Consider the following 15,725-nt stretch of genomic DNA (forward strand, 5'->3'; position numbering starts at 1 on the left):
TGAGGTTCCCCCCAGGTAGTGGACACCGAGCTAGCGGGATCAGCGGTTCCGCTGGGAGGATGTTCACATGTCGCGGAAGCGTCGGTCGTTCACGACCGAGTACAAGGTCGATGCTGCGCATCGAGTGATCGATTCTGGTCGATCCATCGCCGAGGTCGCACGAGACCTCGGCCTCAACGAAGGCCTGCTGGGGCGGTGGGTCGCTGATGAGCGCCGGCGCCTGGACGCAGCGCGGCGAGAGGGCGATGAGCCACTGACCGCAGTCGAGCGCGACGAGCTTGCCCGGCTACGCCGGCAGGTCGCCGATCAGGAGAAGGACATCGCATTCTTGAAAAAAGCGTCGGCGTACTTCGCGGCGAACCATCAACGGTAGAGAAGTACGCGTTGATGGCCACGGAGTGCGCCACCACAGCAATCAGTCGAATGGCCACCCTGCTGGGTGTGTCAGCCTCGGGTTACTATCGGCATCTAAAGTCAACCAGGGCAACAGAATTAGGGATACAGAGGCAGCGTCGGGAAGAGTTGGCTGTGCGAATCGCTTCGATCCACGAAGACTCCCACGGTGTCTACGGATCGCCGCGGATCACCGCTGAGCTACGCGCGCGGGGCGAGTTCGTCACCGAGAAGACCGTCGCCAAAATCATGGCCGAGCGGGGCCTAGCTGGTATCAGTCCGCGCACCTTCTCGCCGCCGACGACGATCGTCGATCCGTTCGCGACGTTCCCGCCGGATCTGGTCGACCGCGTCTTCGATCAGGGCCGCACCGACGCCGTGTGGACGTCGGACATCACATATCTGACTTGCGGTGGCGAAGACATGTATCTGTGCGTGATCAAGGATGAGCATTCGAAGCGGGCGTTGGGGTGGGCTGTGGCCGATCACATGCGCGCTGACTTGGTGACCGATGCGGTCGATATGGCTGCTCGTACCCGTCGCGGTCGAACCAAGGGCATCATCATGCACTCGGACAGGGGATCTCAGTACACATCGTCCTTGATGACGAATGCCTGCGGGAAGTACGGTCTGCTTCGGTCGATGGGTCGGACCGGGGTGTGCTGGGACAACGCCGGTGCCGAGAGCCTGTGGTCGACGTTCAAGCACGAGCACTACTACCGCCACAGCTACGTCTACAAGAGCGAACTGGTTGCTGCGGTTGACAATTGGTTCGACTACTACAACACTCGACGGAGGCACTCAACGATCGGGATGCTCAGTCCCATCGACTACGAGATGTCATTGACCGCGGACCTTCAGGCCGCGTAACCACCCTCCACTATCCGGGGGGAACCTCACCCCGCCAACCCGTCGCCACAGGGTGCACCCGACGCCCGGCCCACTAACCAGGATGGTCTGGCGTGATCAGAGCTACCCAAATACTTGGGTAGAAATGTTCACTCAGCCTAAAACCCTTGCCAGAGCCGCTTTTTACCCCCAACCAGCATGTTGTCAACATTACTTGACATAATATCTATTATCGGCGTAAAACCATTGCGAGTTGCATCTAATGAAAGTGGTCGCACCACAAGCTGACTGGTCGATCGACCCTGCTCAGCGCGTCGCGTGACGGTACAGACGGCCTGGATGAGTAATGCATTTGTTGTCAGTACGCCGTGGTCGTCGTATGGTTCAATCACTTAGTGATTGATTCGGTTGTTAGGTGATCCATGAGGATGTTCCGCAGGCGTCAGTTGACGGCAAGCCGCGAACCCGAGGCTGCCGATCCCGTCGCCGGCCGCGGGCTGCGCTATGTCGACGATGCGACTGGCCTTATCTGCCCCTGTACCCCTCCGCCTGGATCGCCAGCAATTCGTCACAGTGACGCATTGCGTTATGGCGCTGCGCCATTGGGGCAAGCCGAGTTCGGGCGTACACATGGCTGAGGATTTGTCGGGGTTCATTCCTCGGGTCCTTCAACGTGGCGATGTCTCACTGCTGCGGGCCGATGAGGCGGTCTTGAAGGCGATGGTGGACGGGTGGCGTGCTCAGATGCTGGCCCGAGGTCTCGCCACGAGCACCATCACGGCCAGATGCGGCCTCATCGGCCGGTTCGTCGAGTTCGCCAACGAGTATCCGTGGCGCTGGCGCCCGCTTGATCTTGATCAGTTCCTTGCCGATCTCAGATCGCGAGAAACACCGATCGAGTGGTCGACGTTGCGGTCCTACAGCAACGCGATCTCGATGTTCTGTTCCTATGTCACTGACTCTAGATACGGTTGGGTTCCGTTCTGCGAGAAGCAGTTCGGCGACGTGCCGTCTCAAATCTGTTTCGAGTGGAACACGCCTCGACACACCACCGACGATGCCGTGCCGACCAGGCGGCGAGCGTTCACCAAGACCGAGTTGCAACACTTCTTCGACGTGGTCGACGACTTCGTCGACGAGCAGCACCGGGTCGGCTCCAAGCGCTGGCTGACCGCGTTGCGTGATTCGATCGCGTTCAAGGTCGGGTATGCCTACGGACTGCGGCGCCGCGAACTGGTCATGCTGGACCTGACGGACTTCGGGCCCAACCCGCACGTGCCGCGCTTCGGCGACTACGGCGCCATGACCGTGCGGTGGGCCAAGGGCACGACGGGGTCGGGGCCGCGGCGGCGGACGGTGCTGACCGTGCCGGAGTTCCCCTGGGCCGTAGAGCTTTTGCAATACTGGTGCACCGAGGGCCGGCAGCTGTTTAGGACCGCGGACCGCTCCCCCGCGTTGTGGCCCAGTGAACGCGGCAGCAGGTTGACGATCAATGCCCTGGGACGCTCGTTCACTGCGCTGCGTGCGCGGGCGGGTCTGCCGCCGGACTTGAAGCTGCACTGTCTGCGTCACTCCTATACCACGCATCTTCTCGAGGCCGGTTACGATCCGTTGTTCGTGCAGCAGCAATTAGGGCATTCCTACGCCTCGACGACGGCGCTGTATACCTCGGTGGGTTCGGACTTCAAGCAACGCGTAGTGCAGCAGATGATCGCTCGGCGCCTCCGAATGGGGGAAGCTGATGGCTGAGCAGCGCCGCATCGGCTTTCACTGGCATCTGCGGCGAGTGATGGCGGCCCACAACCTGTGGAAGTCCACCGAGCTGCGCCCGCTGCTGCGCTCGCGGGGAATCAATCTCTCCGATGCTCAGGTGTATCGCCTCGTGACCGGTGAACCTCAACGCATTCCGGCCCGCACCTTCGCTGCGTTGTGTGACATCTTCGATTGCTCGCCCAACGATCTGTTCGAGCCTTACGTGGAGATGCGAGCCGCGGTCACCGTGGACGCGCCGCGCCCGCGGGACTTGGGGATCGCACCGGGCAACCCCGTCGCCAAACGGATACGGATCGTGCAGGACGACGATGGCCCGGCCCCGCAAACCTGAGGACCCCGGGCGCTGGCCAACGGCTTGTGCCCGATGCCGCGGGCACTACCAGCTGGTGGCCAGGTGGCCCGACGGATCGATCTGCGGATACTGCTACCAGGCCGCCAAACGCACCGTTGGGATCTGCGCGTGCGGCCACCAGGGCGTGCTGCCCGGCCTGGCCGAGGGACGGCCCTCATGCCGGCGGTGTAGCGGCGTCAGGCTCAACGTTGACTGCACCGGCTGCGGCGATGAGGCCGAACTTTATAGCGGCGGCCGATGCCAACGGTGCGGGCTGCGCGAAACCGCCCAACGGTTGCTCGCCCATCCCGACACCGGCGTGATCGCACCACAACTGCAAGCGAAGACCAAGCTGATCCCGTCCGACGTGGAAATGACACCGCACCGCCGCGGAACCGCCCCACGGATGCCGATCGACCAACAGAACGCCGTCATAGAGAAGGTCGCCCACCAGCAGACTCTTCACCCCCGCGACCGATTGGCCGCCATTCTGATCATCGTGTTCGCTCAACGCGCAGAAGACGTCGCTGCCCTCACGTGGAAACAAATCGCCATTAGCGCCGATACCGTGACCATCAGCCTCGCGGCGATGCCGATCGACCTCCCGCCTCCGCTCGATGAACCCGTTCGCGCGCTGGCAGCCAGCAACTACAACAACCAAACCGCAGCACATCCCAACTCGCCGTGGGTGTTTCGCGGCTACCGTCCCGGCATGCACGTCGCGCCGACGCATTTGCGCGCACGGCTCCGGGCAGTTCTCGCGGCGCTGGAGGCACGGATGGGCACCCTCAACGAACTCACCCAAACCACGCCGATAGCGATCCTCGCCGAAACCCTCGGCTACAGCCCTCAGACATTGGAAGCTCATGCGCGAGCATCCGGATCGACCTTTGCACGCTACGTGGCGACGCGGCTGGACTGACGCTGGAGGTCCGACCCGACGTGTGTGGTGTAGCGCCGCTTAACGGGTGCGCACGGCGGGACATCGGCCAGCTGGCTTGCCCCTCCTCCGCAGGTAGTCGACCACCCCTTCCCGCAGCGGTCGGAGGTGATCGACCGTTAGGGTCATTTGCTCGCAGATCGGCTGATGTTGCCGATCGACGTGGTCGACGGGACACGCTCGCGATTGGCATGGCGTCCGGTGCATACACGACGATCTAACCAGATCGACGGTTTTGAGCGTCGGTCAACGTCGACTCGATGCGCCGTGCGAGTGAGATCCTTTGTGGTGCTTGGCTATTGACCTCGACAAGGATATAGATTCGAAGGACCTCGGATCGACCCAAATGCGGACGGCCGGCAGCGGCGAAGGCGGCCAAGTCATCGGCACCGTCACCGTCACCTTGACCCGACGTGCCCCGTGGTTCAAGGCCTGAATTTGGCTGGTGGAGCATTGAAATCAGGTGAAGTTTAACGGTGGGCACACCCCGGGGGTGGGGGTGAGACTGCTTAGCGACAGGAATCTAGCCATGATTGACATTTAAAGGACGCATACGCGATGACTCAACAACGACAAATGCATCTGGCCGGTTTCTTCTCGGCCGGCAATGTGACTCATGCACATGGGGCGTGGCGGCACACGGACGCGTCGAATGACTTTCTGTCGGGGAAGTACTACCAACACATCGCCCGTACTCTGGAGCGCGGCAAGTTCGATCTGTTGTTTCTGCCTGACGGGTTGGCCGTCGAGGACAGCTACGGGGACAACCTGGACACCGGTGTCGGCCTGGGCGGGCAGGGTGCAGTCGCCTTGGAGCCGGCCAGTGTGGTCGCAACCATGGCCGCGGTGACCGAGCACCTGGGTCTTGGGGCAACCATTTCGGCGACCTACTATCCCCCGTATCACGTTGCTCGGGTGTTCGCGACGCTCGATCAGTTGTCAGGGGGTCGGGTGTCCTGGAACGTCGTCACCTCGCTCAACGACGCTGAAGCGCGCAACTTCGGCATTAATCAGCATCTGGAACACGACGCCCGCTATGACCGCGCCGATGAGTTCTTGGAAGCGGTCAAGAAACTCTGGAACAGCTGGGACGAGGACGCCCTCGTGCTGGACAAGGCGGCCGGCGTGTTCGCCGATCCCGCGAAGGTGCACTACGTCGATCACCACGGGGAGTGGCTGAATGTGCGCGGACCTCTGCAGGTACCGCGTTCACCTCAGGGTGAGCCGGTGATCCTGCAGGCCGGCCTGTCGCCCCGGGGTCGGCGCTTCGCCGGGAAGTGGGCCGAGGCCGTCTTCAGTCTTGCACCCAACCTCGAGGTGATGCAGGCCACCTACCAGGGCATCAAAGCCGAGGTCGACGCTGCGGGGCGCGATCCCGATCAGACGAAAATCTTCACCGCCGTGATGCCGGTACTCGGCGAAAGCCAGGCGGTGGCACAGGAACGACTGGAATATCTCAACAGTCTGGTCCATCCGGAAGTGGGACTGTCGACGCTATCCAGTCACACCGGCATCAACCTGGCGGCGTACCCTCTCGACACTCCGATCAAGGACATCCTGCGGGATCTGCAGGATCGGAATGTCCCGACGCAACTGCACATGTTCGCCGCCGCAACGCACAGCGAAGAGCTCACGCTGGCGGAAATGGGTCGGCGCTATGGAACCAACGTGGGGTTCGTTCCTCAGTGGGCCGGTACCGGGGAGCAGATCGCTGACGAGCTGATCCGCCACTTCGAGGGCGGCGCCGCGGATGGTTTCATCATCTCTCCGGCCTTCCTGCCGGGCTCCTACGACGAGTTCGTCGACCAGGTGGTTCCGGTTCTGCAGGATCGCGGCTACTTCCGCACCGAGTACCAGGGCAACACTCTGCGCGACCACTTGGGTCTGCGCGTACCACAACTGCAAGGACAACCTTCATGACAAGCCGCGTCGACCCCGCAAACCCCGGTTCAGAACTCGATTCCGCCATCCGCGACACACTGACCTACAGCAACTGCCCGGTACCCAACGCTCTGCTCACGGCATCGGAATCGGGCTTCCTCGACGCCGCCGGCATCGAACTCGACGTCCTCAGCGGCCAGCAGGGCACGGTTCATTTCACCTACGACCAGCCTGCCTACACCCGTTTTGGGGGTGAGATCCCGCCACTGCTCAGCGAGGGGTTGCGGGCACCTGGGCGCACGCGTCTACTCGGCATCACCCCGCTCTTGGGGCGCCAGGGCTTCTTTGTCCGCGACGACAGCCCGATCACAGCGGCCGCCGACCTTGCCGGACGTCGAATCGGCGTCTCGGCCTCGGCAATTCGCATCCTGCGCGGCCAGCTGGGCGACTACCTCGAGTTGGATCCCTGGCGGCAAACGCTGGTAGCGCTGGGCTCGTGGGAGGCGCGCGCCTTGTTGCACACCCTTGAGCACGGTGAACTGGGTGTGGACGACGTCGAGCTGGTGCCGATCAGCAGTCCTGGTGTCGATGTTCCCGCTGAGCAGCTCGAAGAATCGGCGACCGTCAAGGGTGCGGACCTCTTTCCCGATGTCGCCCGCGGTCAGGCCGCGGTGTTGGCCAGCGGAGACGTTGACGCCCTGTACAGTTGGCTGCCCTGGGCCGGGGAGTTGCAAGCCACCGGGGCCCGCCCAGTGGTGGATCTCGGCCTCGATGAGCGCAATGCCTACGCCAGTGTGTGGACGGTCAGCAGCGGGCTGGTTCGCCAGCGACCTGGCCTTGTTCAACGACTGGTCGACGCGGCCGTCGACGCCGGGCTGTGGGCACGCGATCATTCCGACGCGGTGACCAGCCTGCACGCCGCGAACCTGGGCGTATCGACCGGAGCAGTAGGCCAGGGCTTCGGCGCCGACTTCCAGCAGCGTCTGGTTCCACGCCTGGATCACGACGCCCTCGCCCTCCTGGAGCGCACACAGCAATTCCTGCTCACCAACAACTTGCTACATGAACCCGTCGCCCTCGATCAGTGGGCGGCTCCGGAATTTCTGAACAACAGCCTCAATCGCCACCGATAGGAACATCCGCATGACACTGTCACCTGAAAAGCAGCACGTTCGACCACGCGACGCCGCCGACAACGATCCCGTCGCGGTTGCCCGTGGGCTAGCCGAAAAGTGGCGAGCCACCGCCGTCGAGCGTGATCGCGCCGGGGGTTCGGCAACAGCCGAGCGCGAAGACCTGCGCGCGAGCGGCCTGCTGTCGCTCCTCGTCCCGCGCGAATACGGCGGCTGGGGCGCAGACTGGCCCACCGCCATCGAGGTCGTCCGCGAAATCGCGGCAGCCGATGGATCTTTGGGACACCTGTTCGGATACCACCTCACCAACGCCCCGATGATCGAACTGATCGGCTCGCAGGAACAAGAAGAACACCTGTACACCCAGATCGCGCAGAACAACTGGTGGACCGGAAATGCCTCCAGCGAGAACAACAGCCACGTGCTGGACTGGAAGGTCAGCGCCACCCCGACCGAAGACGGCGGCTACGTGCTCAATGGCACGAAGCACTTCTGCAGCGGCGCCAAGGGGTCGGACCTGCTGTTCGTGTTCGGCGTCGTCCAGGATGATTCTCCGCAGCAGGGTGCGATCATTGCTGCCGCTATCCCGACATCGCGGGCTGGCGTTACGCCCAACGACGACTGGGCCGCCATCGGCATGCGGCAGACCGACAGCGGTTCCACGGACTTCCACAACGTCAAGGTCGAGCCTGACGAAGTGCTGGGCGCGCCCAACGCCTTCGTTCTCGCCTTCATACAATCCGAGCGCGGCAGCCTCTTCGCGCCCATAGCGCAATTGATCTTCGCCAACGTCTATCTGGGGATCGCGCACGGCGCACTCGATGCCGCCAGGGAGTACACCCGTACCCAGGCGAGGCCCTGGACACCGGCCGGTATTCAACAGGCAACCGAGGATCCCTACACCATCCGCTCCTACGGTGAGTTCACCATCGCATTGCAGGGAGCTGACGCCGCCGCCCGTGAAGCGGCCCACCTGCTGCAGACGGTGTGGGACAAGGGCGACGCGCTCACCCCCGAGGACCGCGGCGAACTGATGGTGAAGGTCTCGGGAGTCAAAGCGTTGGCCACCAACGCCGCCCTCAACATCAGCAGCGGCGTCTTCGAGGTGATCGGCGCGCGCGGAACACATCCCAGGTACGGTTTCGACCGCTTCTGGCGCAACGTGCGCACCCACTCCCTGCACGACCCGGTGTCCTACAAGATCGCCGACGTCGGCAAGCACACCTTGAACGGTCAATACCCGATTCCCGGCTTCACCTCCTGAGGATCTGAGGCGCTGATCGAGGCCGAGGCCACCGCGCGGCCGAGTCGCGAATCGCCCGCCGATACTCAGCTTCTCCATACGTACGGGTGCACACAAGGAGATATTGTCAAGACCTGTGGATGAGGGTGTTTCAGGCGACCTCCGTTTCGCTTGATTCGTCGGGCTCAGCGGGTGAGATGTCGATGGGTCGTTCGAGCAGCTTGCCTTTGTGGAACACCGCGCCGGCACGGACCAGCGCGACCAGATGGGGGGCGTTGACCGCCCGCCAGCGGGCTTGTGCGGCGTCGATCAGCTTGTAGGCCATGGCATCCCCGCTGCGCGTGACCCAGGGCCCTTGGTGACCTTGGTTCGCAACCGCACGGTCGCAAACGTCGATTCGATCGGATTCGTAGTGCGCAAGTGGATCCAGTGCTCGGCCGGGTACCGGTAGAACTCCAGGAGCACGTCGGCGTCGTCGACGATCTTGGCGACCGCCTTGGGGTACTTCGCGCCGTAATCTACCTCGAAGGCCTTGATCGCGACCTGGGCCTTGTCGATGTCCTCGGCGTTGTAGATTTCCCGCATCGCCGCGGTCGCACCTGGATGAGCCGACTTGGGCAGCGCAGCAAGCACATTGGCCTGCTTGTGAAACCAGCAGCGCTGTTCACGGGTATCCGGAAACACCTCCCGCAGTGCCTTCCAGAACCCCAGCGCCCCATCACCGACGGCCAGCACCGGGGCGGTCATCCCGCGGCGTCGGCATGAGCGCAGCAGATCAGCCCACGACTCTGTGGACTCCCGGAACCCATCGGTGAGCGCGACGAGCTCCTTGCGGCCGTCGGCGCGGACGCCGATCATCACGAGCAAGCACAGCTTCTCCTGCTCCAGGCGGACCTTGAGATGGATGCCGTCGACCCATAGGTACACGAAATCGGTGCCCGAGAGATCCCGGTCGGCGAAGGCCTTCGCCTCGTCCTGCCATTGCGCGGTCAGCCGGGTGATCGTCGAGGCCGACAGCCCGGCACCAGTGCCGAGGAACTGCTCCAACGCCGCACCGAAGTCGCCGCTGGACAGCCCGTGCAGGTACAGCAGCGGCAACACCTCGGTCATCTGCGGGGACTTGCGTGACCACGCCGGCAGGATCGCCGAGGAAAACCGTTGCCGTTCACCGGTCTCGGCGTCGACACGGCGGTCGTTGACCCGCGGTGCGGTCACCGTCACCGCCGCGGTGAGCACGTCACGCTCGTGGTGATAGCCGTTGCGGACCACCAGCCGCCGGCCGTGCTCATCGAGATGCTCGGCGAACTGCTCGATGTATGCGGCGACTTCGGCGGCCAACGCCGCCGCGAGCATCTGCCGGGCACCGTCGCGAACGATCTCGTCAAGCAACGACCGACCAACACCGCTGTCGTCGTTGGAGGATTGCTGATCCTGAACTACCGTGAGCATGGGCGTACCTTCCCGAACCAGCGCGCCAACGCCGGTCCTGATCAGAGCTGATGGAATTTCAGATCATTCCCGGGAAGGTGCGCCCACTCACGCCGCCTCGCCGAGAACCATCCACAGGTTCTGATCATTGCTCTTGTTGCACACAACTTGGCCTGCCTCTAGCGGAGCTGCCTGAGACAGAGGTTGTCCCGAGTCTCGTAGAAGTTGAGGTGGCGGTCCCCTGCTCGAAACCTGCCGTGTGGTAGGTATCGGGCGTTCCGCCAAGAACTCCTACAGCAAGGGGACCACCATGAAGAAGAGTAACCAGATTCAGTCCGTCGATGTGAGTGCATCCGCGGTTCCCGAACGAGTCAGTGTGGCGATGAGCGAGATCGCCGAAAACATGAGCGAGGGCCTGCTGGCGTTGGCTGTCGGCGCGGGCCTGCAGGTGATGGCGGCGTTGATGGAGGCTGACGTCACCGCGCTGGCTGGCCCGAAGGGTCGCCACGATCAGGCCAGGACCGCGGTGCGGCACGGTCGTGAACGCGGCTCGGTGACCTTGGGTGGGCGACGGGTGCCGGTGACCCGGCCCCGGGTGCGCGCCGCCGACGGGACGGGCGAGTTGGCGGTCGCGTCCTATGAGCTGTTCAGTTCCACGGAGATCCTGGGCCGGCTGGCGATGGAGAAGATGCTGGCCGGGCTGTCCACTCGTCGTTACCCGGTCGGGCTGGAGCCGGTCGGCGTCCAGATCACGGAAAAGGCCACGGCGACAAGCAAATCAGCGGTATCCCGCCGGTTCGTGGCGATGACCGAGACCGCGCTGGCTGAGCTGCTGTCGCGTGATCTGTCCGGGCTGGATCTGGTGGCGTTGATGATCGACGGGGTGCACTTCGCCGAATCGTGTTGCGTCGTGGCGCTGGGGATCGACATCGAGGGCACCAAGCACCCGCTGGCGCTGGTGGAGGGCTCGACGGAGAACGCCACCCTGGTCACCGAGCTGCTGGTGGATTTGCGGGAACGGGGTCTGGACGTCACCCGTCCGATGCTGGTGGGCCTGGACGGGTCCAAGGCGCTGCGCAAAGCGGTGCTCGACGTGCTCGATCACCCGGTCATTCAGCGCTGTCAGCTGCACAAGGTTCGGAACGTGAAAGATCATCTGCCCCCACGCCTTCGAACCACTGTAGGCCGCAGGATGACTGATGCCTACCATGCCGGATCGGCGCTTGAGGCCGAAGCCGCGCTGCTGGCCCTGGCAAGGAACTCGACCGCACCCACCCCAGCGCGGCGGCGAGTCTGCGCGAGGGCCTCGATGAGACGCTCACGGTCTTGCGTTTGGGGGTACCGCCCACGCTGGCCCGCACGCTGCGCTCGACCAACTGCATCGAGTCGATGATCTCGGTCTGCCGCGAACATGCCGGCAACGTCAAGCGCTGGCGCGACGGGCAGATGGCGCTGCGCTGGTGCGCCGCCGGGATGGTCGAGGCCGGCAAGCAATTCCGCCGGGTGAACGGCCACCTGCACCTGCCGGCACTGCGAGCAGCCCTCGAACGCGAGGTTGCCGAACATGTCGTACCCGTCGTGCACAATGATCAGGTGAGCGCAGCATGATGCTCACCGGACCGCCACCGAAGTTCCACGGAACTCGGGACATCCTCCTGAGACATTTGCGCGAGAATAAAGCGCCGCAGCTGATGACGCCTACGTAAGGCAACTCGCACCTCTCCAGCACGCACCGTTACCAGCTAAGTAGGACGAGTTCAAACTGCCGAGATATCAAGTCCCACTTGATCTATAGAAACCATCCTGCTACGCCGACAATAAGATGCTTGCACGGCAACGATCAGGGCGACGACCGCCAATAGCACTGCGATCAGAAGCTCGCCCCAGAATTGAGATGACGTCGACCGAACGCAAGTGGCGCGACCGCGCCATTGCGCGGACCCGCCGGCCGATCCTTCATCCCCGCAACGGTGGTTAGATGGCACTTGGTGACCTCATGCCCGACGGCGTCGTCCGTCGGTTTCCCGAGTGCATGAGGACTTATTGTGAGTCTCGACATCGAGGGCGATCTCCTCGACAACCTCCTGTTCGGTGCCGTGCCTATGACGCAGGTTGAACTGTTACGGCGCAACGTCCCGTTCGCACGAGATCTCTTCGACCGGTTCATTTACCGTGCCACGCAGTACTCGATTGTGGAGGGAACCTGGGACACATTCGTAGGCGAAAGCAGCAGATATCTGACGATTACCCGCAACCAATCAAGCGATGTCGTCCCACCGCTGATTCCACCACATGTTGCAGCAGCGGTCACTGACATAATGTCGAGTTTCCCACGCCGTCAACCTGGCGAGGCAATCATCGACGGCCACCAAATGACCACCGTCACTCAGCAACGCGTCGGAAAGGAGCTGATGCTCGCCCTCGGCGGCGACCACGGCGACGGCATCCACGCCGCGGGCGCGCGAGCTTTCAGCGTGATGATGTCGGCACGCATCGCCGACGGGTTCGTCCACCCAGTCATCGGTGGCCACGTCTGGAGCAGCATCCTGCCCGCAGAACGCCGGGCCCGACACGGTGGCCCGCATTTAACCGTCCTGCCCACAATCGCCGCTGCCGTCGATACCTGGCGAACCTCGCCCACCGACCGAGCACGTTGCGAACGACTCATCATAGATCTCGCCCACGCGCGCGGATGGCAGAAACTCCCTACCGAGGGCGGAAGTTGGCACGCCGAGCGACCCACGTAGGCCACGTCTCCCGCCGGCCATCGCAGCGACTCGTCTCACATCAACACGTCTCGTTACCAGTTTCAATTGCGCGGCAATGCCTTTCGTCACCAGTGACGAAACGGACTGTGAATCAGTGGGCTCGGCCCACCTCATCCATCTTGTTGTCATACCGACCAGGCATACTGTCGACCACTAGGGCAGCCATCGACGGGGATCTGCCTTCCTTTGAAACGAGATTTCGATGACTCAAAAGAGCTGCGGCTTCAACCACCACGAACATCTGGAGGGCTCCAAGGAATACGACGATTGCAAGAGAGAAGCGGAGCGCCTCGAGAAACTAGAAGCGTCCAATCGTCTGCATCTCCACAGACTGCTTATGGAGCCGCCAGCTGCCGCCGCGCTCGACCCAACTGGCCGTCAGCAACAGGAGCTGGAGGGGATGAAGGCTGAGGAGTCCGTCGTAGAACAACTGTCCAGGCTCGCGAACCGTCCACCGCTGAGCACTTCGGATGCCCCGAACTACGAGATGTAAACAAGCGCAGCAAGACTGCTGTCCATGGCCATGAAAAAGTCCCCATTGGTGGCCAGGTCGAGGTCCCCACTGGTGGCCAGATAAAAGTCCCCACCCTGTGTTCGTCGTGTCGACCCGGAACTGAAGGCCCAGGCGATGACGGTGAAGGTGCCAACCACACACCATCACCGCCTGGGAGTTCCATTGAAGTCTGCGAAGGACCGTATGGACATCATTTCTGCTTACCGCGAAGTCGGAAGCTACCGAGGAGCCGCCGAGCTGTGCGGCACCACCCACAAGACCGTCAAACGTGTCGTCGACCGGTTCGAGGCCGGCGACCAAGACCCTCCCGAGCGCGTTGAGCGCTCCCGCAACTACGACGCAGTCACCGCCCTGGTCGATGAACGCGTCAAGAGATCGCACGGCAAGATCACGGCCAAACGACTCCTGCCGGTCGCCCGGACCGCCGGTTACGACGGATCGGACCGCAACTTCCGACGTTTGGTCGCACAGTCAAAAGCGCAGTGGCGCAGAGATCATCACCGTGGACGCCGTCCCGCGGTGTGGGCGCCGGGTGACTACCTGGTCATCGATTGGGCCGTCGTCGGCGGCATCCATGTGTTCTGCGCGGTGCTCGCGTTCTCGCGGTGGCGGTTCGTTGCCTTCGCGACCAACGAAACCGCAACGACCACGTTGACGTTCATAGCCCACGCCCTCGAGGAGATTGGTGGAGTTCCCAAGCGGGTCCTGGCCGACCGGATGGGTTGCCTCAAAGGCGGTGTCGTGGCGAACGTGATGATCCCCACCCCGCAGTACGTCCGGTTCGCTGCCCACTACGGCTTCGCACCGGACTTCTGTCACGCCTCAGACCCTGAATCCAAAGGCATCGTCGAGCGCCTGTGCGACTACGTTCAGTCGGATTTGGCCATACCGCTGTGGACTGAGGCCAAGGTCGCGGCCGGCCGCGACGACGTGGTCCTGGATGTGCATCAGGCCAACACGGCCGCCCACGTGTGGTGCGTGGAGGTCAATTCCCGGCAGCACTCGGATACCTTCGCCATCCCGAACGAGCGACTCGAGGCTGAGCGGGAAGTGTTGGGGCAGTTGCCGTCTCTGCGGATGCAGGTCGGTCCGCCGCCGGTGACCCGCAAAGTCGACCGACTCTCATGTATCCGGTACGCTTCGGCCCGCTACTCGGTGCCCACCCGGCTGATCGGAACGACCGTGACCCTGGTGCAGGATGCGGGCCGGTTGCTGATCATCGAACCGAAATCCGGTGAGGTGGTCGCCGATCACCAGCTCGCTGCACCGGGTGAAGCGATTATCCTCGATGAGCACTACGGCGGCCCACGCCCGGCCCCGGACCGCGGACCCAGACCGAAAACTGCTGTGGAGAAACGGTTCTGCGCACTCGGCGAACCCGCTGAGCAGTTCCTCATCGGTGCCGCCGCGATCGGCAATACCCGCCTGAGCTCGGAGTTGGATGCACTGCTGGCGTTGGGCGCGGCCTACAGCGACACCCTGCTACTCGAAGCGCTGACCCGGGCGGTGGCGTTCAAACGGTTCCGGGCCGCTGATGTGCGTTCCATCCTGGCCACCGGCGCCGCAGCACCCACCCCACGACCACCCGGTGACGCCCTGATAGTGGACCTTCCCTCGGCGCCGACCAGATCGCTGCAGGCCTACAAACACACCCCGGCCACCGATAGCGAGGCCTCCTCATGACGACCGCCAAGACACCTAAACCAGCTGCACCACAGTCTATCCCAGAGCTGCCCGCCGATCTGGACCTTGCCCTGCGGCGGTTGAAACTGGCGGCGATCCGCCGCACCGCACCCGAAGTCCTGCTGACCGCCAAGACCCAACGCTGGACTCCTGAGGAGGTGGTGCGGACCCTGGTCGAGACGGAGATCGCTGCCCGCGATGCCTCCAACATCCGCAATCGTCTCAAGGCCGCGGCGTTTCCAGTCGCCAAGACGTTGGAGTCCTTCGACGTGGCGGCATCCTCGATCCAGCCGAAGGTGTTCGACTACCTGTCGTCGCTGGAATGGATACGAGCACAACATAACTTAGCGATCATCGGCCCCGCGGGTACAGGTAAATCTCACACCCTGATCGGGCTGGGGATCGCTGCTGTGCACTCCGGGCACAAAGTCCGGTACTTCACCGCTGCCGACCTCGTCGAAACGCTCTACCGCGGGCTGGCCGACAACACCGTCGGCAAAACCATCGAAGGACTGCTCCGCCAGGATCTGCTCATCATCGACGAAGTCGGATTCGCACCGCTCGACGACACCGGCACCCAACTGCTGTTCCGGCTCGTCGCCGGCGCCTACGAACGCCGATCCCTGGCGATCGCCTCGCACTGGCCGTTCGAAGACTGGGGCCGGTTTCTGCCCGAGCACACCACGGCCGCCAGCATCCTCGACCGGCTGCTGCACCACGCCACGATCGTCGTCACCGACGGCGACTCCTACCGCATGAAACACCGAACGGAGGGCCCCACCACAACCT

At 63.4% G+C, this 15,725-nt stretch carries 12 protein-coding genes and 2 pseudogenes; 13 read left to right on the forward strand and 1 reads right to left on the reverse strand.

The features are described 5' to 3' along the window. The first annotated feature begins 67 nt into the window (after nt 1-67). From BFL43_RS01125 to dszC, 8 genes are all read left to right on the forward strand, one after another. The gene (locus BFL43_RS01125) at nt 68-373 is read left to right on the forward strand and encodes a transposase (RefSeq protein ID WP_084889730.1); all 306 of its coding nucleotides are present in this window, start codon (nt 68-70) and stop codon (nt 371-373) included. After that, nucleotides 325-1,263, forward strand: coding sequence for an IS3 family transposase (locus BFL43_RS01130; protein ID WP_143695004.1), 939 nt, complete (start codon nt 325-327; stop codon nt 1,261-1,263). The genes BFL43_RS01125 and BFL43_RS01130 overlap by 49 nt, the downstream gene beginning before the upstream one ends. A 609-nt stretch (nt 1,264-1,872) precedes the next feature. After that, complete coding sequence (locus BFL43_RS01135; RefSeq protein ID WP_084889968.1) at nt 1,873-2,991, forward strand: tyrosine-type recombinase/integrase; 1,119 nt, start codon at nt 1,873-1,875, stop codon at nt 2,989-2,991. Continuing rightward, nucleotides 2,984-3,346 carry a helix-turn-helix transcriptional regulator gene (locus BFL43_RS01140; protein WP_019750084.1) on the forward strand — a complete coding sequence of 121 codons (363 nt, stop codon included), beginning with the start codon at nt 2,984-2,986 and terminating at the stop codon, nt 3,344-3,346. Before BFL43_RS01135 ends, BFL43_RS01140 begins: the two co-directional genes overlap by 8 nt. After that, nucleotides 3,324-4,268 carry a hypothetical protein gene (locus BFL43_RS01145; protein WP_084889962.1) on the forward strand — a complete coding sequence of 315 codons (945 nt, stop codon included), beginning with the start codon at nt 3,324-3,326 and terminating at the stop codon, nt 4,266-4,268. Before BFL43_RS01140 ends, BFL43_RS01145 begins: the two co-directional genes overlap by 23 nt. A gap of 576 nt (nt 4,269-4,844) precedes the next feature. Beyond that, on the forward strand, nt 4,845-6,206 hold the full coding sequence (locus tag BFL43_RS01150) for an LLM class flavin-dependent oxidoreductase (protein WP_029538932.1): 1,362 nt from the start codon (nt 4,845-4,847) through the stop codon (nt 6,204-6,206). Further along, complete coding sequence (gene soxB / locus BFL43_RS01155; protein ID WP_168176503.1) at nt 6,203-7,300, forward strand: 2'-hydroxybiphenyl-2-sulfinate desulfinase; 1,098 nt, start codon at nt 6,203-6,205, stop codon at nt 7,298-7,300. Before BFL43_RS01150 ends, soxB begins: the two co-directional genes overlap by 4 nt. 10 nt (nt 7,301-7,310) lie before the next feature. Beyond that, nucleotides 7,311-8,564: a dibenzothiophene monooxygenase gene (dszC, locus tag BFL43_RS01160; protein ID WP_019750078.1), complete on the forward strand. Its 1,254-nt coding sequence runs from the start codon at nt 7,311-7,313 to the stop codon at nt 8,562-8,564. Between the two features lie 130 nt (nt 8,565-8,694). On the opposite strand, the pseudogene BFL43_RS01165 reads toward dszC, so the two are convergent. After that, nucleotides 8,695-9,992: pseudogene (locus BFL43_RS01165) on the reverse strand (IS256-like element ISRer3 family transposase). 289 nt (nt 9,993-10,281) lie between these two features. On the opposite strand from BFL43_RS01165, the pseudogene BFL43_RS01170 reads away from it, so the two are divergent. The 5 genes and pseudogenes from BFL43_RS01170 to istB form a co-directional block, all read left to right on the forward strand. Beyond that, nucleotides 10,282-11,579, forward strand: a pseudogene (locus tag BFL43_RS01170) (IS256-like element IS1295 family transposase). Between the two features lie 764 nt (nt 11,580-12,343). After that, complete coding sequence (locus BFL43_RS28320; protein ID WP_143695005.1) at nt 12,344-12,718, forward strand: hypothetical protein; 375 nt, start codon at nt 12,344-12,346, stop codon at nt 12,716-12,718. A 223-nt stretch (nt 12,719-12,941) separates the two neighbouring features. Then, nucleotides 12,942-13,232, forward strand: a complete 291-nt coding sequence (locus tag BFL43_RS01180; RefSeq protein WP_084889966.1) for a hypothetical protein — start codon at nt 12,942-12,944, stop codon at nt 13,230-13,232. Between the two features lie 183 nt (nt 13,233-13,415). Further along, nucleotides 13,416-14,936: an IS21 family transposase gene (gene istA, locus BFL43_RS01185; protein WP_143694986.1), complete on the forward strand. Its 1,521-nt coding sequence runs from the start codon at nt 13,416-13,418 to the stop codon at nt 14,934-14,936. Then, a partial coding sequence (gene istB, locus BFL43_RS01190) for an IS21-like element helper ATPase IstB (RefSeq protein WP_084889715.1) occupies nt 14,933-15,725 on the forward strand: 793 nt, incomplete at its 3' end. The genes istA and istB, both read left to right, overlap by 4 nt.

The sequence above is a fragment of the Williamsia sp. 1135 genome (assembly GCF_002095395.1).
In the GTDB taxonomy this organism is placed as follows: domain Bacteria; phylum Actinomycetota; class Actinomycetes; order Mycobacteriales; family Mycobacteriaceae; genus Williamsia.